Source organism: Arthrobacter sp. B3I4, from assembly GCF_030816855.1.
In the GTDB taxonomy this organism is placed as follows: domain Bacteria; phylum Actinomycetota; class Actinomycetes; order Actinomycetales; family Micrococcaceae; genus Arthrobacter.
The window spans coordinates 2,927,350-2,947,398 of sequence record NZ_JAUSYK010000001.1 but is presented as its reverse complement, the minus strand read 5'-3'; the positions used below and the strand labels follow the sequence as shown (position 1 = coordinate 2,947,398).

The 20,049-nt window shown below is 67.3% G+C and carries 16 protein-coding genes; 11 read left to right on the top strand and 5 right to left on the bottom strand.

Annotation, left to right across the window (positions count from 1 at the left end):
* Positions 1-51 precede the first annotated feature (51 nt).
* Positions 52-3,615, top strand: coding sequence for a DNA polymerase III subunit alpha (dnaE, locus tag QFZ61_RS13950; protein ID WP_307037006.1), 3,564 nt, complete (start codon positions 52-54; stop codon positions 3,613-3,615).
* Here the strand turns inward: dnaE and QFZ61_RS13945 are convergent.
* A complete protein-coding gene (locus QFZ61_RS13945; protein ID WP_373427204.1) occupies positions 3,612-4,070 on the bottom strand; it encodes a flavin reductase family protein in 459 nt (152 codons plus the stop codon). The two genes, dnaE and QFZ61_RS13945, sit on opposite strands and share 4 nt — an antisense overlap.
* A gap of 203 nt (positions 4,071-4,273) precedes the next feature.
* Here QFZ61_RS13945 and QFZ61_RS13940 point away from each other — a divergent pair, with 203 nt between their 5' ends.
* The 3 genes from QFZ61_RS13940 to nrdR all read left to right on the top strand — a co-directional run bounded on the left by QFZ61_RS13940 (position 4,274) and on the right by nrdR (position 6,976).
* The gene (locus QFZ61_RS13940) at positions 4,274-4,894 is read left to right on the top strand and encodes a hypothetical protein (RefSeq protein WP_307037002.1); all 621 of its coding nucleotides are present in this window, start codon (positions 4,274-4,276) and stop codon (positions 4,892-4,894) included.
* A gap of 30 nt (positions 4,895-4,924) precedes the next feature.
* Positions 4,925-6,325, top strand: coding sequence for a histidinol dehydrogenase (gene hisD, locus QFZ61_RS13935; RefSeq protein ID WP_307037000.1), 1,401 nt, complete (start codon positions 4,925-4,927; stop codon positions 6,323-6,325).
* Between the two features lie 159 nt (positions 6,326-6,484).
* Complete coding sequence (gene nrdR / locus QFZ61_RS13930) at positions 6,485-6,976, top strand: transcriptional regulator NrdR (protein WP_307036998.1); 492 nt, start codon at positions 6,485-6,487, stop codon at positions 6,974-6,976.
* A gap of 108 nt (positions 6,977-7,084) precedes the next feature.
* On the opposite strand, the gene ppgK is transcribed toward nrdR, so the two are convergent.
* Together ppgK and map are read right to left on the bottom strand one after the other, a co-directional pair.
* The gene (gene ppgK / locus QFZ61_RS13925) at positions 7,085-7,888 is read right to left on the bottom strand and encodes a polyphosphate--glucose phosphotransferase (RefSeq protein WP_307036996.1); all 804 of its coding nucleotides are present in this window, start codon (positions 7,886-7,888) and stop codon (positions 7,085-7,087) included.
* A gap of 82 nt (positions 7,889-7,970) precedes the next feature.
* Entirely contained in the window at positions 7,971-8,849 is an 879-nt protein-coding gene (map, locus tag QFZ61_RS13920) for a type I methionyl aminopeptidase (protein WP_307036994.1), read from the bottom strand.
* 73 nt (positions 8,850-8,922) lie between these two features.
* Here map and QFZ61_RS13915 point away from each other — a divergent pair, with 73 nt between their 5' ends.
* Positions 8,923-9,087, top strand: coding sequence for an SPOR domain-containing protein (locus tag QFZ61_RS13915; protein ID WP_307036992.1), 165 nt, complete (start codon positions 8,923-8,925; stop codon positions 9,085-9,087).
* Positions 9,088-9,099: 12 nt separating this feature from the next.
* Here the strand turns inward: QFZ61_RS13915 and panB are convergent, their stop codons facing one another.
* Positions 9,100-10,086 (bottom strand): 3-methyl-2-oxobutanoate hydroxymethyltransferase, encoded by a 987-nt coding sequence (gene panB / locus QFZ61_RS13910; protein WP_307036990.1) that lies wholly within the window; start codon positions 10,084-10,086, stop codon positions 9,100-9,102.
* A gap of 294 nt (positions 10,087-10,380) precedes the next feature.
* Here panB and glnA (QFZ61_RS13905) point away from each other — a divergent pair, with 294 nt between their 5' ends.
* From glnA (QFZ61_RS13905) to QFZ61_RS13880, 6 genes are all read left to right on the top strand, one after another.
* Complete coding sequence (gene glnA, locus QFZ61_RS13905) at positions 10,381-11,721, top strand: type I glutamate--ammonia ligase (protein ID WP_307036989.1); 1,341 nt, start codon at positions 10,381-10,383, stop codon at positions 11,719-11,721.
* A gap of 9 nt (positions 11,722-11,730) precedes the next feature.
* A complete protein-coding gene (locus QFZ61_RS13900; protein ID WP_307036987.1) occupies positions 11,731-14,742 on the top strand; it encodes a bifunctional [glutamine synthetase] adenylyltransferase/[glutamine synthetase]-adenylyl-L-tyrosine phosphorylase in 3,012 nt (1,003 codons plus the stop codon).
* Between the two features lie 237 nt (positions 14,743-14,979).
* Entirely contained in the window at positions 14,980-16,419 is a 1,440-nt protein-coding gene (locus QFZ61_RS13895) for an amino acid ABC transporter substrate-binding protein/permease (RefSeq protein ID WP_307038213.1), read from the top strand.
* Positions 16,416-17,165: an amino acid ABC transporter ATP-binding protein gene (locus tag QFZ61_RS13890; RefSeq protein ID WP_307036985.1), complete on the top strand. Its 750-nt coding sequence runs from the start codon at positions 16,416-16,418 to the stop codon at positions 17,163-17,165. Before QFZ61_RS13895 ends, QFZ61_RS13890 begins: the two co-directional genes overlap by 4 nt.
* Before the next feature lie 59 nt (positions 17,166-17,224).
* Positions 17,225-17,740 (top strand): GNAT family N-acetyltransferase, encoded by a 516-nt coding sequence (locus tag QFZ61_RS13885; RefSeq protein ID WP_307036983.1) that lies wholly within the window; start codon positions 17,225-17,227, stop codon positions 17,738-17,740.
* 124 nt (positions 17,741-17,864) lie between these two features.
* On the top strand, positions 17,865-18,218 hold the full coding sequence (locus tag QFZ61_RS13880; RefSeq protein ID WP_307036981.1) for a hypothetical protein: 354 nt from the start codon (positions 17,865-17,867) through the stop codon (positions 18,216-18,218).
* Positions 18,219-18,335: 117 nt separating this feature from the next.
* Here the strand turns inward: QFZ61_RS13880 and glnA (QFZ61_RS13875) are convergent, their stop codons facing one another.
* Positions 18,336-19,760, bottom strand: a complete 1,425-nt coding sequence (gene glnA / locus QFZ61_RS13875; protein ID WP_307036979.1) for a type I glutamate--ammonia ligase — start codon at positions 19,758-19,760, stop codon at positions 18,336-18,338.
* Positions 19,761-20,049: the final 289 nt, after the last annotated feature.

Here is a 20,049-nt window from a genome sequence, read left to right as displayed (position 1 = left end):
CCGCCGCGTGCCGGGCACGGAAGTGTCGGTGCCCGGCACTAGAATGAATCGGTGACTTCCAGCAACAACTCGTTCGTCCATCTCCACAACCACACCGAGTACTCCATGTTGGACGGTGCGGCACGGCTCGGGGAACTCTTCGATGAAACCGAGCGGCTGGGCATGCCTGCCCTCGCCACAACGGACCACGGCTACCTCTTCGGGGCGTTCGACTTCTGGAAGCGCGCCACGGACCAGGGCATCAAGCCGATCATCGGCGTCGAGGCGTACGTCAGCCCCGGAACCGCGCGCGGGGACAAGACCCGGGTGCGCTGGGGCGAAGAGCACCAGCGCAAAGACGACGTCTCCGGCGGCGGCGCGTACACGCACATGACGCTGCTGAGCTACAACAACACGGGCATGCGCAACCTGTTCCGGGCCTCCTCGATCGCCTCCCTCGACTCGGTTTTCGGCAAGTGGCCGCGGCTGGACCGGGAACTGCTGAACACCTACTCCGAAGGCCTGATCGCCACCACCGGCTGCCCGTCCGGCGAAGTTCAGACCAGGCTCCGACTCGGGCAGTACCGCGAGGCCCTCGAAGCGGCCGCCGAGTTCCGCGATATCTTTGGCGCCGAGAATTACTTCTGCGAGCTCATGGACCACGGCCTGGATATTGAGCGGCGCGTCACCGGTGACCTGCTGCGCCTGGCCAAGGAACTGAACCTGCCGCTGGTGGCCACCAACGACCTGCACTACACGCACGAGCACGACGCCAAGGCGCACGAAGCCCTGCTCGCCATCCAGTCCGGCTCCACCCTGCTGGAGCCCACCTACGACAACGGCGGATCGCGCTTCGCGTTCTCCGGCAGCGGCTACTACCTGAAGTCACCGCAGGAAATGCGCGAACTTTTCCGCGACCACCCCGACGCCTGCGACAACACGCTGCTGATCGCCGAACGCTGCGAGGTGTCCTTCAACACCGGAGCGAACTACATGCCCCGCTTCCCCTGCCCGGAGGGGGAGGACGAGACCTCCTGGCTGGTCAAGGAAGTCGACAAGGGACTGCACTACCGGTACCCGCAAGGCATCCCGGACAAGGTCCGCCAGCAGGCCGACTATGAGCTGGAAGTCATCACCTCGATGGGCTTCCCCGGCTACTTCCTCGTCGTGGCCGACTTCATCAACTGGGCCAAGAACAACGGCATCCGGGTGGGCCCGGGACGTGGCTCGGGTGCCGGCTCCATGGTCGCGTACGCGATGCGCATCACCGACCTCGACCCGCTGCACCACGGCCTGATCTTCGAGCGCTTCCTCAACCCGGACCGCGTGTCCATGCCTGACTTCGACGTCGACTTCGATGACCGGCGCCGCTCCGAAGTGATCGACTACGTCACGCGCAAGTACGGCGACGAGCGCGTGGCCATGATCGTCACCTACGGCACCATCAAGACCAAGCAGGCGCTGAAGGACTCATCGCGCGTGCTGGGCTACCCGTTCAGCATGGGCGAGCAGCTGACCAAGGCCCTGCCGCCAGCCGTGATGGCCAAGGACATTCCGCTCGCTGACATCCAGAACCCCGAATCCAAGCGCTACAGCGAGGCCGGGGACTTCCGGCAGCTGATTTCCACTGACCCGGAGGCGGCGAAGGTCTTTGAAACCGCCCTCGGCATTGAGGGACTGAAGCGGCAGTGGGGCGTCCACGCGGCCGGCGTCATCATGTCCTCGGACCCGATCATCGACGTCATCCCGATCATGCGCCGCTTCCAGGACGGCCAGGTCATCACGCAGTTCGATTACCCGACCTCCGAGGGCCTCGGCCTGATCAAGATGGACTTCCTCGGGCTGCGGAACCTCACGATCATTTCCGACGCGCTGGAAAACATCAAAATGAACCGGGGCGAGGACCTGGACCTGGAATCCCTGGCCCTGGACGACGCCGCCTCCTACGAACTGCTGGCACGCGGCGACACACTGGGCGTGTTCCAGCTCGACGGCGGCCCGATGCGGTCGCTGCTGAAGCTGATGAAGCCGGACAACTTCGAAGATATTTCCGCCGTGCTGGCCCTTTACCGGCCCGGTCCGATGGGCGCCAACGCCCACACCGACTATGCCCTGCGCAAGAACGGCATCCAGGAGGTCATCCCGATCCACCCCGAACTGGAGGAGCCGCTCGCCGAAATCCTCGGCGGCACCTACGGCCTGATCGTGTACCAGGAGCAGGTCATGGCCGTAGCGCAGAAGCTCGCCGGCTACACCCTGGGCCAGGCCGACATCCTGCGCCGGGCCATGGGCAAGAAGAAAAAGTCCGAGCTGGACAAGCAGTTCGCCGGCTTCTCCCAGGGCATGCAGGACAACGGCTACTCGATGGCCGCGGTCAAAACGCTCTGGGACATCCTGCTGCCGTTCTCCGACTACGCGTTCAACAAGGCGCACTCGGCCGCGTACGGCGTCATTTCCTACTGGACCGCGTATCTGAAGGCACACTACGCGCCGGAATACATGGCGGCCCTGCTGACCTCCGTCGGCGACGACAAGGACAAATCGGCCATCTACCTGAACGAATGCCGGCGCATGGGCATCACGGTGCTGCCGCCGGACGTGAACGAATCAGCCCTGAACTTCACCCCGGTGGGCAACGACATCCGCTTCGGCATGGGCGCCATCCGCAACGTCGGCGCCAACGCGGTCGACGCCATGGTCGCCGCCCGCGAACGTGAAGGCGCCTACACCTCGTTCAAGGACTACCTGATGAAGGTGCCGGCTGTTGTCTGCAACAAGCGCACCATCGAGTCGCTGATCAAGGCCGGAGCCTTCGACTCACTCGGACACCACCGCAGGGCCCTGGCCATGATCCACGAAGAAGCGATCGATTCGGTGATCACGCTCAAGCGCAACGAGGCGATCGGACAGTTCGACCTGTTCGCCGGCTTCGAGGACAGCGAGTCCGAGTCCTCGCTGAGCATCGAGATCCCCGAGCTTCCGGAGTGGGAAAAGAAGGACAAGCTCTCCTTCGAGCGGGACATGCTGGGACTCTACGTCTCGGACCACCCGCTGCAGGGACTCGAAGGGGTGCTGACACAGCACGCCGACCAGTCCATCACCTCGATCATCGCCGAGGACGGACCGCACGACGGCGCCATCATCACCATCGCGGGCATGATCACGTCGCTGAGCCGGCGGATTGCCAAGGCCAGCGGCAACGCCTACGCGCGGGCCGAGATCGAAGACCTCGGCGGCTCGGTGGAAGTGATGTTCTTCGGGCAGGTCTACGGGCCGATCGCCTCGGTACTGGCAGAGGACCTGATCGTCGTGGTCAAGGGCCGGTTGCAGCGCCGCGACGACGGGGCGGTGGCGCTGAACTGCATGGAACTGTCCGTCCCGGACCTCAGCGAAGGCCTCGACGGGCCGCTGGTGATCGCCATGCCCACCCACAAGGCCACCGAAGCCGTGGTGAACGAACTCGGCGAGGTGCTCAAGACCCACCGCGGCAAGTCCGAGGTGCGGCTGCACCTGCACGGCGATTCACGGGTGGAGGTGATGGGGCTGCCCGTGCATCTGCGGGTCAACCCCAGCCCGTCGCTGTTCGGTGACCTGAAGGTGCTGCTCGGTCCGACCTGCCTGGACAGCCAGGTCTAGATCTCGTAGTCCAGCGGCACCGGCTGGCCGTAGCTGCCGCCGTGATACAGCAGCGGCGCGCCTTCGCCGCCGAGGGCGCCTTCGACCACTTCAACGACCACGACGGCGTTGTTCTCGAAGGAGAGCCGCATCTGGATCTTGCCGATCAGCCAGCCGGAGACATCCTTCAGGATCGGCACCTCGTGCGGACCAAGCTCCCAGTGGTCCCCTTCGAAGCGGTTGCGGGTGCGGGCGAAGCGGTCGGCCAGCCCCTGGTTGCCCAGCCCCAGCATGTGCACGCCGATGTAACCGGTGTTCGCCACCGCGGGCCACGAACTGGACGTGCGTGCCATGTTGAAGGTGAACCGCGGCGGTTTGGCCGACAACGAGGCCACCGAGGTGGCGGTGAAGCCGTAAGGGACACCGTTATAGTTCGCGGTGATGATCGCGACGCCGGCCGCATGCCGGCGGAACATCTCCTTGAACGTTCCTTCAAAGGCTTCTTCGGCTGAGGCCACGTGCTTCATCTCCCTGCTGTTTGTTGCGACGACGTCTCCTGCAAGCGTATTCCGGCCGGGCAGCCCCGCGGTATTCAGCCGCCGCATCCGGTAATCCGGGCGTCACGTGGCGGGCGGCGGCGTAATGTCCGGCGCCGCCGTTCCTTTGTTAAGGTGGGATCATGACACACTCCGCGGTGCACCAGCCCGTTGACGACCACGACGGCGGCCGCACCGCTGCAGGGGCCTCCCGGACCGGTGAGGACCCGCGGGGGGATGCCCCCCGGCGGGAGCAGCTGCCGTGGAAGGGCCTGGCCGCGATCGCCGCGGCCGGAGTTCCCGTCGGCCTGCTCTGGTGGCTGCTGGCCCCGACCGGGATGAACCTGCTCACCCGAAACCCGGCGCTGGACGCCGGGAGCAACCCCGAGACCTGGCTGCCGCGGGACCTGGTCCTGGCCGGGCTGACCCTGCTGGCCGGCTGCCTTGCCGGTGTCCTCATCGCCGGCAACCGGCCCGAGCGGCTGGTCACCGGGACAGTGCTCCTGGCCGTCGCCGCCGGCGCCGCGGGGGCCCTGCTGGCATGGGGGACCGGGCTCGCCGCCGGCAGCTGGTGGGGTGCCGCTGCGGACGCCTCGGCCAACCCGAGCATCGCCTTTTCGCTGCGGGCCTACGCGGTCCTGCTGATCTGGCCCGCCGCGACCGCGCTGGCAATCTTTTTCGCCACGGTGTTCGCGCGCCCGGGGCACTCTACGGAGCCGGAGCAGCCTTTGGAGCGGGAGCAGCCTTCTGGGCAGGCGGCCTGACGACGCGCCAGCGGCGCGTAAAATGGACGAGTGACCCCTTCTGCTGACACCCCTGTGCCCTCCGCCGCCGCTACCCGCACCGTGGACTTCCGCACCGTCGACGTCCGGGGGCAGCGGTTGTCCCTTGCCGGCCTCCGTGCCGCCGTCCCGCGGGCCCAGCACGGCACGGTGGCAGACGCCGAGCAGAAGGTCCTGAACATCATCACCGCCGTCCGCACCAGAGGCTTCGCGGCGCTCACCGAGCTGGCGCTGACCTTCGACGGCGTCGAGCAGGCCCACCCGCGCGTGCCCGCCGAGGCCCTCAGAGCTGCCCTGGCCGACCTGGAACCGGCCGTGCGCGCCGCGCTGGAGGAGTCCATCCGACGGGCCCGCCTTTTTGCCGACGCGCAACGCCCGGCCGACACCGACGTCGAACTCGGCGACGGCGCCGTCGTCAGCCAGAACTGGGTGCCGGTGGCCCGGGTCGGGCTCTACGTCCCGGGCGGACTCGCCGTCTACCCGTCCTCGGTGATCATGAACGTTGTTCCGGCGCTGGCCGCCGGCGTGCAGTCCATCGCCCTGGCGTCGCCGCCGCAAAAGGACTTCGGCGGCCTCCCGCACCCGACAATCCTGGCGGCCGCGTGCCTGCTGGGCATCGAGGAGGTCTACGCCATCGGCGGCGCCCAGGCCATCGCCGCTTTCGCCTACGGCATCCCCGGAACTGATCCGGGCGAGGGAGACCAGGCGGCCGCCGGCATCGACCCGGTCGATGTCGTTACCGGACCGGGCAACATCTTCGTGGCCACCGCCAAGCGGCTTGTCAAGGGCGTGGTGGGCATCGACTCCGAGGCCGGGACCACGGAAATCGCGATCCTGGCCGACGCCACGGCCCGCCCGGCCCTGGTCGCGGCCGACCTGATCAGCCAGGCCGAACACGACCCCAAGGCCGCGTCCGTGCTGATCACCGACTCCGAGGACCTCGTCGCCGCCGTCAGGGTCGAACTCGACGTCCAGTCCGCCGCAACGAAGCACAGCGGCCGGGTCCGCGAAGCCCTCTCCGGCCCGCAGTCCGGCGTCGTCCTGGTCGAGGACCTGGAGCAGGGCGTTGCCGCCTGCGACGCCTACGCCGCCGAGCACCTGGAAATCATGACCGCGGACGCCGCCGCCGTGGCTGCCCGGATCCGGAACGCCGGCGCCATCTTCGTAGGGGACTACAGCCCCGTCAGCCTGGGCGACTACTGCGCCGGGTCCAACCATGTGCTGCCCACCAGCGGAACGGCTGCGTTCTCCTCCGGGCTGAACGTGACCACCTTCCTGCGCGCCATCCAGGTGATCAACTACAGCAAGGCCGCGCTGGAGGACGTGAGCAGGCACATCGTGAGCCTCTCCGGTGCCGAGGACCTGCCGGGGCACGGCGAGGCGGTCACCGCTCGGTTCGCCGCGGGAAGCTGACGGGCCGGTCGGACCGCTGCGGACACTCCGCAACCACAACATGTAGTAATTACAGGCTTGTTATTTAGCAACATCTAGTCGTAGACTGATCCCGGAAGCGCTGCCCGCGGTGCTTCGGCTCCAACATGGGACCACGCTTGCGGCAGGGGAGGAACCGACATGTATTGCCCGTTCTGTCGTAACCCTGATTCGCGGGTGGTGGACAGCCGCATCGCCGACGACGGCTCCGCGATCCGCCGGCGCCGGCAGTGCCCCGAGTGCGGACGGCGCTTCACGACGGTGGAAACCACCAGCCTGACGGTCATCAAGCGCTCCGGGGTCGGTGAGCCGTTCAGCCGCAGCAAGGTCATCAATGGTGTCCGGAAGGCCTGCCAGGGCCGCCCCGTCACGGAGGACGACCTGGCAATGCTGGCCCAGGAGGTCGAGGAGAGCATCCGCGCCTCGGGAGCCGCCGAGATCGACGCCCACGAGGTGGGCCTTGCCATTCTCAACCCCCTGCAGCGCCTCGACGAGGTCGCCTACCTGCGCTTCGCCAGCGTCTACCAGGCATTTGAATCGCTGGAAGACTTCGAGTCGGCTATCGCCCTGCTCCGCCACGAAGCGGAGTCCAAGGGGACCGGTGGCAAGAGCTCGCAGAAGAGCCCGCTCTAGGCTCACTTAAGCTCCGGTGGTGGCAGCGGAGGGGAAGTCGCGGCCACCACCGGCTCCAACCCAACCGGCCGCCCGAGCGGGCACGGTTGGGTTGTTTTGCGTCCGGGGTTACTTGGCGAGCTTGTGCGTGAGGGCAACTTCGATCGCGGCGCCCACAATGCCGGCGTCGTTCTTCAGCTCGGCGGGGACGATCGGAGTGCGCAGCGACAGGTGCGGCAGGTACTCGTCGGCGCGCTTGGAGATGCCGCCGCCCACGATGAAGAGTTCGGGGGAGAAGAGGAACTCGACGTGGGAGAAGTAGCGCTGCAGCAGCACACTGTATTCGGTCCAGCTCAGGCCGTCGCGTTCACGGGCGACGGCGGAGGCCTTGCTTTCGGCGTCGAAGCCGTCAATTTCAAGGTGGCCCAGTTCGGCGTTGGGAACCAGCTTGCCGTCGAAGATGAAGGCGGAGCCGATGCCGGTGCCGAGGGTGATGACCAGAACAGTCCCGGCGATGCCCTCGCCGGCACCATAGCGGGCCTCGGCCAGTCCGGCGGCATCGGCATCGTTAATGACCTCCACCGGGCGGCCCAGGCGTGCGGTCAGCAGCGCATCGATGTCCAGGTTCAACCAGGCGTGGTCGACGTTCGCGGTCGAGTGGACCACGCCGTGCTGGATGATGCCGGGGAACGTCACGCCCACCGGGCTGTCGGAAGCCGGGGCGTCGGGACGCTTGGACAACTCGGCGACGACATGCGCCACGACCTCCGCGACGGCTTCCGGGGTGGAGGGCTGCGGGGTGGGGACGCGCAGCCGGTCGCCGACCAGTTTGCCCTTCTTCAGATCCACGATGCCGCCCTTGATGCCGGTCCCGCCAATGTCGATACCGATCAGCGGGGCGTTCTTCTTCGACTTCTCGTCCTTCTTGGCCAATGGGGTTCCGTTCGTGGCAGGGGGCAGGTGGGCAGGGATTGGGGGCAGCACAGGGCCGGAGGCGACTTTGGCTGCAGCCGGATCAGGGGAGAGTCAGGACCTCGGCGCCGGACTCGGTGACCAGCAGCGTGTGCTCGAACTGCGCGGTCCTCTTACGGTCACGCGTCACCACGGTCCAGTCATCGGCCCACATGTCCCAGTCCACCGTTCCCAGCGTCAGCATGGGTTCAATCGTAAAGACCATGCCGGGCTCGATCACCGTGTTGTAGGCAGGGGCCGCGTCGTAGTGCGGAATGATCAACCCGGTGTGGAACGCCTCGCCGACGCCGTGGCCGGTGAAATCACGGACGACGCCGTAACCGAACCGCTTCGCATAGGACTCGATGGTCCGGCCGATGACGTTGATCTCACGGCCCGGTGCAACGGCGCGGATGGCGCGGCGCAGGGACTCCTGGGTGCGCTCAACCAGCAGCCGGGACTCTTCGTCCACCTCGCCCACCAGGAAGGTGAAGTTGGTGTCGCCGTGCACCCCGCCAATGAAGGCGGTGATGTCGATGTTGAGAATGTCACCGTCCTGCACCACCGTAGTGTCCGGGATACCGTGGCAGATGACCTCGTTCAGCGACGAGCAGAGCGACTTTGGAAAGCCGCGGTAGCCGAGGGTGGACGGGTACGCGTTGTGGTCCAGCAGGAACTCGTGGCCCACCCGGTCCAGCTGGTCGGTGGTGACGCCGGGGACAATGTGCTTGCCCACCTCGACAATCGCCTGGGCCGCGATCCGCGACGCGATCCTGATCTTCTCGATCGTCTCGGCGGACTTGACCTCGGACCCGGTGAACTTCGCCGGGGCGGCCTTGCCGACGTACTCGGGACGCGGAATGGACGCCGGCACGGGAAGCTGCGGGCTGACTGTCCCCGGGACGAGGGTGCCAATGGGTGCAGTCGAGGTGAGGGAAGGCATAGATTGATTCTATAAGCAGTGGGCGAAGCCCAGAAATACAGCCGCGCCCCCGGCACGCACAGAAGGAGCCCCGATGACCGAGTTCTGGTACAACGTCAACACCCACGAGATTGAAGAAGACGCCATGTCTGACTGGAGCCAGCTGATCGGCCCCTACAAGACCCGGGAAGAAGCCGCGCACGCCCTCGAGAAGGTCAAGGCCCGCAACGAGGCCTGGGACAAGGGCGAGGACGACTAGCGGGGTCCGCGGCTAGAAGGAGTGCTCCGGGCCGGGGAACTGTCCGGACCGGACGTCCTCGCCGTAGGCTTTCGCTGCGTCGCTGAGCGTGGTCCTCAGGTCCGCGTACTGCTTGACGAACTTGGCCATCTTCCCGCCGCGCAGCCCGGCCATGTCCTGCCAGACCAGCACCTGGCCGGTGGTCGCGTTGCCGGCGCCGATCCCGATCGTGGGGACCTCGACGGCGGCGTCCACCGCAGCCGCCGTCGGCGCCGGAACCATCTCCATCAGCACGCAGAAGGCGCCGGCGTCGGCCAGCGCGACGGCGTCCTCGATCAGCCGCTGCGCGTCGTCGCCGCGGCCCTGGACCCGGTAGCCGCCCAGGGCGTGCTCGCTTTGCGGGGTGAAGCCGATGTGGGCCATCACCGGAATGCCGGCCTGGACCATCGCGCGGACGGTCTCGGCGTAGAACTTTCCGCCCTCGATCTTGACCGCCTGCGCCAGTCCTTCCTTGAGGAACCGCACGCCGGTTGCCACCGCCTGCTGCGGGGACACCTCGTAACTGCCGAAGGGCAGGTCCGCCACCACGAGGGCGCGCCGGGCGGAGCGGGCGACGGCGCGGCACAGCGGGATCAGCTCATCGACGGTGACGGGCAGGGACGTTTCGTTGCCAAAAACGTTGTTGGACGCGGAGTCGCCCACCAGCAGCACCTCGATGCCGGCCTGGTCAAAGATCTCGGCGGTGTACTGGTCGTACGCGGTCAGCATGGCAAAGCGCTCCCCGCTGAGCTTGGCCTGGCGCAGGTGGTGGGTGCGGATCCTGGCCACCGGCTTGCGGGCACTGTCCGTGGCGGCACTGTCCGTGGCGGCACTGTCCGCGGCGGCGCCGTCCTGGGGCGCACCGCTCACGGGCGCACTGTTGCCCGGCGCACCGTTCTTGGCGGCGCCGGCTGCGGGGCCGGTGCCGTACGGGGCGGCGAGTTCTGCGGACGTGGTGGAATCGGAGCTGTTGGGGGCCATGCCACGAGCGTAGTGCGATACCGGGGGTCCTAGCTACCGGGCGGGCCGGGCGTCCTGGCTGACGCCGTTGCGGACGGGCCTCCGGGCACGCCTCCGGGCATGCGTCCGGGCGGGGCGGCGGCGACGTCCGGGCAGCCGCCCGGGGCCCGCCGTAACGCGCGGTTACGCGGCAGCACCGGTCCAGCAGTCGCCGGGAATGCTGGGTAGAGTGAGTCCTGAGCAGCTGCGGGCGCCAGCCAGGACGAGGAGTCGAGGCGGGTCCGGGGCACGGACGTAGACCCGGAAAGAGGCACCATGGACCGCCAGCAAGAGTTTGTCCTGCGGACGATCGAAGAGCGCGACGTGCGCTTCGTGCGCCTGTGGTTCACCGACGTCGTGGGCTCGCTGAAGTCGGTCGCCCTTGCCCCGGCCGAAGTCGAAGGTGCCTTTGAAGAGGGCCTGGGTTTTGACGGTTCCTCGATCGAGGGCCTGGCCCGTGTTTTCGAATCGGACATGCTGGCCCAGCCGGACCCTTCCACCTTCCAGATCCTGCCCTGGCGCGGTGAAACGGAAGCCACCTCGCGGATGTTCTGCGACATCCTGACGCCCGACGGCGAGCCGTCCGCCGCGGACCCGCGCAACGTGCTCAAGCGCAACCTGGCCAAGGCCGCGGACATGGGCTTCACCTGCTACACCCACCCAGAAATCGAGTTCTACCTGCTGAAGTCCCAGCAGCCCGGCCCCGACGGCGCGCCCGTCCCGGTGGACGAGGGCGGCTACTTCGACCACGTGCCCGGGGGCGTCGCCCAGGACTTCCGGCGCACCGCCGTGACGATGCTGGAATCCGTGGGCATCTCGGTGGAGTTCAGCCACCATGAGGCCGGACCGGGCCAGAACGAGATCGATCTGCGCTACGCGGACGCCCTGCAGACCGCGGATAACATCATGACCTTCCGCACCGTGATCAAGGAAGTCGCGCTGCAGCAGGGCACCTACGCCACGTTCATGCCCAAGCCGTTCACGGCGCACCCCGGGTCGGGCATGCACACCCACTTCTCGCTCTTCGAGGGCGACACCAACGCCTTTTACGAGGCGGGAGCGGAGTTCCAGCTCTCCGAGACCGCCCGGCAGTTCATTGCCGGCATCCTCAAGCACGCCCCCGAGTTCACCGCCGTGACCAACCAGTTCGTGAACTCCTACAAGCGGCTCTGGGGCGGGGGAGAAGCCCCCAGCTACCTCAGCTGGGGCCACAACAACCGCTCCGCGCTGGTCCGGGTGCCGCTCTACAAGCCCGGCAAGGGCCAGTCAGCCCGGGTCGAGTACCGCGGCATCGATGCCGCCGCCAACCCGTACCTGGCCTACGCCGTGCTGCTGGGCGCCGGGCTTAAGGGCATCGAGGAGGGCTACCAGCTGCCTGCGGCGGCCGAGGACGACATCTGGTCGCTGAGCTCGGCCGAGCGCCGCGCCATGGGCCACGACCCGCTGCCGGCCAGCCTGCACGACGCGATCCGCACCATGGAAGACTCCGAGCTCATGCCGCAGATTCTGGGCGAGCAGGTGTTCGAGCACTTCCTGCGCAACAAGCGGGCCGAGTGGCAGGATTACCGCCTGCAGGTGACGCCCTACGAGCTGCAGCGCAACCTGGCCATCCTGTAGGCGGCCGCGGTGAGCCTGGCACGGCGCCTGATCGCCGCAGGTTTTGACGACCTCGAGAAAGGCGAGCGGTTCCTCGCCGCCCCGGAACTGGAGGGACTGGACCAGGACGTCCTTTTTGCCGGGTTCCAGCTGGCCGCCAACCCAGACACGGCGCTGCAGTCCCTGGTCCGGTTGATCGAGAAGCACCCGGAGCTGCGGAAACTGGCCGCGGGTGACCCGGACCGCAGTGAACCGCTCTACCGGGTGCTCGGGGCGTCGGAGGCGCTCGGCGAGTTCCTCATCCGGCATCCCGAGCACCTCGACGCGTTCGACACCAGGGCCAGCCCCGAACCGGTGCCGGCCGAGGCTGCCGCGCTGCGCACCCGGCTGTTGCAGTCCGTGCGCGCCGACCCCAAGGCGGCCAGGCCGGTGGCCGGGCTGACCGGGCAGGAAGGGTACGCCGCCCTGCGCACCGCATACCGCCGCGGCCTGGTGGAGCTGGCCATCAAGGACCTGTGCGCTGCCGACCCGCTGGATTACCTGCCCGCCGTCGGGGCGGAGCTGGCCGACCTTGCCGGCGCCGCGATTGAGGCGGCGCTGGCGGTGTCCCGGGCCGAAGCCACGGAGCAGTTCAGCGCAGCGGAGGTGGCCGACGTCGGGCTGGCCGTGATCGGGATGGGCAAATGCGGCGCCCGCGAACTGAACTACATCTCCGACGTCGACGTCATCTACGTGATCGACGGCGGCGCGCTGGAGGATTCCCGGGCAATCACTGTCGGCACCGCCCTCGCCTCGGGCATTTCGCGGGCCGTGATGTCCACCAGCCGCGAACCGGGCCTGTGGGAGGTCGACGCGAACCTGCGGCCGGAGGGCAAGTCAGGACCCCTGGTCCGCACCCTGGCCTCACACGAGAGCTATTACGCGCGCTGGGCCGAAAGCTGGGAATTCCAGGCCCTGCTCAAAGCCCGTACCATCGCCGGGGACGCCGCCCTCGGCGCCCGGTACGAGACGGCGGTCGCACCGCTGATCTGGTCCTCGGCCGGCCGGGAAGGCTTCGTCGAGTCTGTCCGGTCGATGCGCCGCCGGGTCACCGAACACATCCCGGCCGAGGAGGAGCAACGGCAGATCAAGCTGGGCCGCGGCGGCCTGCGCGACGTCGAATTCACCGTCCAGCTGCTGCAGCTGGTGCACGGCAAGTCGGACGAGTCACTGCGCTGCCGGGACACCACCTCCGCGATCACGGCGCTCTCCGCCGGCGGCTACATCGGACGCTCCGACGCGACGGAGTTCGACCGCGCCTACCGCTACCTGCGTCTGCTCGAACACCGGATCCAGCTGTTCCAGCTGCGCCGCACCCACCTCATGCCGATCAAGGAAGCCTCGCTGCGGTCCCTGGCCAAGGCGGTGCTGGGCCCGTTCTCCACCGAACGCCCGAGCCCCGATGCCCTCCTCGGCGCGTGGCGGAAGACCAAACGCTCGGTGCGCGAACTGCACGAACGGATCTTCTACCGCCCGCTGCTCAACACGGCAGCCGCGCTCAGCACCGAGGACGCCAGGCTCACGCCGGAAGCCGCCCAGGGCCGGCTCGCCGCGCTTGGTTACCTCGACCCGCCGGGGGCCATGCGGCACATCGAGGCGCTCACCGCCGGGGTCAGCCGCCGCGCGGCGCTGCAGCGGCAGCTGCTGCCCATCCTGCTCGGCTGGCTCGCTGAAGGGGTGGACCCCGACGCCGGCCTGCTGGCCTTCCGCCGGATCAGCGAGGCGCTGGGCACCACGCACTGGTACCTTGGCCTGCTGCGGGATTCGACGGCGGCGGCCGAGCGGCTTTGCCACGTGCTCTCCAGCTCCCGGCTGATCTCGGACCTGCTGGAGGTCTCGCCCGAGTCGGTGGCCTGGCTGGGCTCGGACAAGGACCTCGTCCCGTTCAGTTTCGAGGCACAGTGGCTGGAGATCACCTCCAAAATGTCCCGGCATTCGAAACCGGAAAGCGCCATGCGGCTGATCCGGCTGATCCGGCGGCGCGAAATCCTGCGGATTGCGATTGCCGACAGCGCCGGGTTGCTTGACCAGGACCAAGTGGGCGCGGCGCTGGCCGACACCGACCGTGCCGCCGTGCTCGGTGCCCTCCGGGTAGCCGAAACGGTCGTCACGGCGTCGGAACCGCTCAAGACCCATGTGCTGGTGGTCGCGATGGGGCGCCAGGGTGGCCGGGAGATCGGCTACGGTTCCGACGCAGACGTCATGTACGTCCACCGCGGCCTGCCCGGGGTTCCGGACGACGAGGCGCAGGAACAGGCGGGCCGGATCGTCGGCAAGCTGTCAGCCCTGCTGACCCAGCCGCTGAAGCCCGCCATCCTCGCCGAGCGGGTGCTCATGGTGGACGCCGATCTGCGCCCTGAAGGCAAGAGCGGCCCAATGGTGCGCTCGCTCGATTCCTTCGCCGAGTATTACCGGCGCTGGTCCCTGGTCTGGGAGGCCCAGGCGCTGCTGCGGGCCCGGCCGATGGCCGGCGACGATCAGCTGGCGGCCGACTTCACCGCGCTGATCGATCCAATCCGCTACCCGGAGACGCTCTCGGAGCAGGACGTCCGGGAAGTCAGGCGGGTCAAGGCCCGGGTGGAAGCCGAACGGCTGCCGCGCGGCGCGGACCCGGCGCGGCACCTTAAACTGGGCCGCGGCGGCCTGAGCGACGTCGAATGGCTCGCCCAGCTGCTGCAGCTGTGCCACGCCGGGAAGCACCCGGAGCTGCGGACCACCTCCACCGTGCAGGCCCTTGAAGCCGCTGCCAGCCTGGACCTGCTGGAAGCCGGGGAAGTGGTGCTGTTGCTCCGGGCCTGGCGGCTCGCGAGCCGGATCCGCTCCGCCAACGTGATCTGGACCGGCCGGGCCTCGGACCTGCTGCCCTCCTCGCGGCGTGACCTGGAGGCTGTGGCCCGCTGGTGCGGCTACGGGCAGGGCAACGCGGCAACACTCGAAGAAGATTACCTGCGCCTCAGCCGGCGGACGCGTGCTGTCTTCGAACGGGTGTTTTACGGCCAGTAACCCGCCGGTTCAAACCCCCCGGGTGCAACGGACCGAGGCCCGCCGGGCGGGGGTGGTTGCGGTCCCGTGGCGGTGCCGGCGCTCAAATGCGGGTAGCCTCTAGGGGTACTTTGCCGGTCCCAGGGCCGGCTGCCGCACTTACCTAGGGGTTGTTAGATCTTGCCCAGACTTCAGCAGGCCGGGGCCGCAAAGCCGCGGACGGCCACCGTCGTCGGAGCGTTGTTGGCCTTCGCCGCGATGCTTCTCGGTGCGACCGGGGCCGCCGCCGCCCCGGCAGACGCGCCCGCAGGCCACGCCGCCGCCGTCGCGCCGGCCGCCGCGCCGTCGAGCCTTTCCGGAAAAACGTTTGTCATCGGCACGGACACCACGTTCGCCCCCTTCGAGTTCCGCGACGCCGGCGGTGAACTGACCGGCATCGACATGGACATCATCCGGCAGATCGCCAAGAGCCAGGGCTTCGCCGTCGAGATCAAGTCGCTGGGGTTCAACGCCGCACTGCAGGCGCTGTCCTCCAACCAGGTGGACGGCGTGATCGCCGGCATGTCCATCACCGAGCCGCGCAAACAGATCTACGACTTCTCCGACCCGTACTTTGAATCCGGCGTCCAGATGGCCGTGGCCAAATCCAACACGGAGATCAAGGGCTACGAGGACCTCAAGGGCAAGACCGTCACCGCCAAAACCGGCAGCGAAGGTGAAACCTTCGCCAAGTCGATCGCGGGCAAGTACGGTTTCACGGTCAAGTCCCTGGACCAGTCCGCGACCATGTACGAGCTCGTGAAGTCCGGCAACGCCGTCGCCGTCTTCGATGACTACCCGGTCCTGGCGTACGGCATCAGCCAGAACAACGGCCTCAAAGCCGTTTCCGAAAAGGAAAAGGGCGGCTCCTACGGGTTCGCCGTCAACAAGGGACAAAACGCCGAACTGCTCAAGGCCTTCAACACCGGCCTGGCGGAGCTGAAGTCCAGCGGTGAGTACCAGAAGATCCTCGACAAGTACCTCAAGGACCCCGCCCAGGCTGCCCAGTCCAGCTTCTGGGACCTGTTGGGGAACAGCTTCCCGGCCCTGATGAAGGGCCTGGGCAACACCGTCCTGGTCACCGCGATCTCCTTCGCGCTGGCCATGGTGATCGGTCTTTTCCTGGGCTTCTTCAAGATCTCCACGTCCGTCATCCTCCGCGGCATCGCGACCACCTTCGTCAACATCTTCCGCGGCACCCCGCTGCTGGTTTGGGCCTTCTTCTTCTACTTCGGCATCCCGCAGCTGACCGGCCAGCCGATCGACATCTGGGTGGCGGCAGTGCTGACCCTGAGCCTGAACGCGGCGGCGTACATCACGGAAATCGTCCGCGGCTCCATCCAGTCCGTGGACCCCGGCCAGCTCGAGGCCAGCCGCAGCCTGGGCCTGGGCTACAGCAAGTCCATGCAGAAGGTGGTGGTTCCCCAGGCCTTCAAGATCATGACGCCGTCGCTGATCAACCAGCTGATCATCATGCTCAAGGACAGCTCGCTGCTGCTCGCCATCGGCTTCGCCGAACTGCTCTACCAGGGCCAGCAGATCTACGCCGGAAACTTCCGGATCACCGAAACCCTGCTGATCGTCGCGGTGCTGTACTTCGTGGTGATCATGCTGCTGACCAAGCTGGCCAACTTCGCGGATAAGAGGTTCAACAAATGACCACGGCAGTTGCTGCACCCAACAAGATCTCTGTCCGGGAGCTGAAGAAGTCCTTCGGTTCCAATGAAGTCCTCAAGGGCATCAACGCAGAGGTGGCCGAAGGGGAGGTGGTCTGCGTGATCGGACCGTCCGGCTCCGGCAAGTCCACCTTCCTGCGCTGCCTGAACAAGCTTGAAGACATCACCGCCGGACACGTCACGGTGGACGGCTTCGACGTCAGCGACCCCAAGGTGGACATCAACGAGGTCCGCCGGCACATCGGCATGGTGTTCCAGCACTTCAACCTGTTCCCCCACATGACGGTGATCGAGAACATCATGCTGGCACCGGTGGAGTCGAAGAAGCAGGGCAAGGCCGAGGCCAGGGCCAACGCTCTGAAACTGCTGGACCGCGTCGGGCTCGCCGAGAAAGCCGACGCGCGGCCGGCGTCGCTGTCCGGCGGCCAGAAGCAGCGCGTGGCGATCGCCCGGGCGCTGGCGATGAACCCGGACATCATGCTCTTCGATGAGGCCACGTCGGCGCTGGACCCCGAAATGGTGGGCGAGGTGCTGCAGGTGATCAAGGACCTCGCCGCCGAAGGCATGACGATGGTGCTGGTCACCCACGAAATGGGCTTCGCCCGCGAAGTGGCCGACCGGGTGCTGTTCATGGCCGACGGCGTCATCTGCGAAGAGGGCGCCCCGGAGGAGCTGTTCGGCAACCCCCGGCAGCAGCGGACCCAGGACTTCCTGTCCAAGGTGCTCTAGGCCGCTTCCGCCGGGCTGCCCCGACGAAGGGGCAGCCCGGCTCCGGCTACGCTGCTGTCATGGCTGCACACGTCTGGCTGATTGCTTTGAAGGACCTCGACGGCGACGCCCGGGCCGTCAAGCTGGGGGAGGTCGCCGAACTGGAACTCGGCGAAGGGCAGGGCCGGTTCGTGGGGGATCCGCTTCGGATGGCCCTGGCTGGCCTTGAGGACGACTCCCGCTTCCCCTACGTGCTCGACGCGAACGGCTCCGCCGTCGGCGTTGCGACGCTGCAGAGCGGTGCCGCCCGCGCCGCCGGCTGGGCCGACAATGATTCCGCCTGGCTGCTCCGCGGCTTCCTCGTCGACCGGCGGCAACAGGGCAGGGGCTTCGGCGCCGCGGCCTCCGCCGCGGCCGTGCGCGAGGCGGGCCGGCTGACGCGGGTGCTGGGCGGCGGCCAGCGCGGCGTCGTGCTCTCCGTCAACGAGGCCAATCCCGCCGGCCAGGCCGCCTACCGCAAAGCCGGGTTCGAGGACTGCGGGCAGTACCTGGGCGGCGACGCCGGCGCGCAGCGGATCTTCTACCGGTCGTTTTGAGCTGCGGCCGGTCCGCCTTCCGGTGCCGGCTCCCCGGAGCAGAGCGCTCGTTGCCTGCACCCCGGGATCCTGACGCTTATAGACTGCGGGGACACGCAAGTCCCCGAGCCCCAAGGAGCAGTCAATGAACTACAGCGGAACCCACTCGGAAAAGGCCGTCCCGGCCGGCGAGCTTGACCGGCGCCATGTGGGCCAGACGGTGAGCTTTCAGTCCAACGAGTTCACTGTCGTCTTCGGCACCATTGCCGGCATCGCCCGGACGGAAGCGCGGGTCTACCTGGCTCTCCTCGGGGTCGCCGGAGGCATGCACCTGAAGGATGAGTACGACCTGCCGGCCGGCCAGACCGTCTACCTGCAGCCGGACCCGCTCTCGAACGCGGAAAAGAGCCTCTCCGATGCCGGAAAAGTGGTGAAGGACAAGTTCGAGGAGATCGCCAAGAACCTCCGCGACCGGCAACAGAACACCGATTCGCAGTAGCCCTCCGCCGGCGTCGCCGAACGCGAAAGAGCCCGCCCGGGCCGCCAGTTACTGGCAGCCCGGGCGGACTCTTTGGTGCTACACGGCTTTACGGCCGGCGTCGTGGATCTTCAGGGATCAGACGCCGTAGTAGAGCTCGAACTCGTACGGGTTCGGCCGCAGCGAGAGCGGACGGATCTCGTTCTCGTACTTGTACTCGATCCAGGTGTCGATCAGGTCCTGGGTGAAGACGCCGCCCGCCTGCAGGAACTCGTTGTCCTCGGCCAGGGCCTCCAGGGCTTCCTCGAGCGTGCCCGGGGCCTTGGGGATGTCCTTGGCTTCCTCGGCGGGGAGCTCGTAGAGGTCCTTGTCGATCGGAGCCGGCGGCTCGATGCGGTTGCGGATGCCGTCAATGCCGGCCATCAGCTGGGCAGCGAACGCCAGGTACGGGTTGGATGAGGGATCCGGAGCGCGGAACTCAATGCGCTTGGCCTTCGGGTTCGACCCGGTGATCGGGATGCGGATGCCGGCGGAGCGGTTGCCCTGCGAGTAGACCATGTTGACCGGCGCCTCGAAGCCCTTGACCAGGCGGCGGTAGGAGTTCACCGTCGGGTTGGTGAAGGCCAGAACGGCGGAGGAGTGCTTCAGCAGCCCACCGATGTACCAGCGCGCGGTGTCGGACAGGCCGGCGTAGCCCTTCTCGTCGTAGAACAGCGGCTCGCCGCCGTTCCACAGCGACTGGTGGCAGTGCATGCCCGAACCGTTGTCGCCGAAGACCGGCTTCGGCATAAAGGTCACCGACTTGCCCCAAGCGTCAGCGGTGTTTTTGATGACGTACTTGAACTTCTGCAGGTCATCGGCGGCGTGGGTCAGCGTGGTGAACTTGTAGTTGATCTCGGCCTGGCCGGCGGAGCCAACTTCGTGGTGGCTGCGCTCGACCTCGAGTCCAACGTCATCCAGCGCGACGCACATGGCATCGCGCAGGTCCGCCTGCTTGTCGGTGGGTGAAACCGGGAAGTAGCCGCCCTTGACCGGGGTCTTGTAGCCGAGGTTGCCGCCCTCCTCTTTCCGGCCGGTGTTCCAGTGCGCTTCCTCAGAGTCGATCTTGTAGAAGCTGCCCTGCGGCGAGGACTCGTACTGGACGTTGTCGAAAACGAAGAACTCGGCCTCGGGGGCGAAGAACGCGGTGTCGGCAATGCCGGTCGAGGCCAGGTAGGCCTCGGCCTTCTCGGCCACGCCGCGCGGATCGCGGTGGTACGGGTCGCCCGTGCGCGGGTTCACGATGGAGAAGTTCAGCGCAAGGGTCTTCTCGATGCGGAAGGCGTCCACGAACGCCGTCGTGACGTCCGGGATGAGCTGCATGTCCGACTCGGCGATGCCCTGGAAGCCGCGGATCGACGATCCGTCGAAAAGCTGGCCGTTGACGAAGAAGTCCGCGTCAACGCTCTTGGCGGGCACGTTGAAGTGCTGCTGGACGCCCGGCAGGTCGGTGAAGCGGATATCGACGAATTTGATGTCTTCGTCTTTGATGAACTTGAGGACTTCGTCCGCAGTCTTGAACATCTATGCTCCTTACGCATATGAAAGATCAGGCCGTGAGGCCGTATGAGCCGGCGCGGGTCAGCAGGGGAACGACGAATGCGTCCCGCTGCGGATGGCGCCGGCAACTGTTACCACCCTAGGGACACGGGGTTTCCCTTCAGTGTCCGCTTTGTTTCGGGCAGGTTACAGAAATGAGCTACCCGTTAAAGCTAGCCGCTGTCCACAGTGTGGCCTATCCGGTACCGCTGGGCGGACCTCGAAAGTCCATATGCTGAACAACGCGCGGGCCTACCCGGGGCCGGTAGGCTTG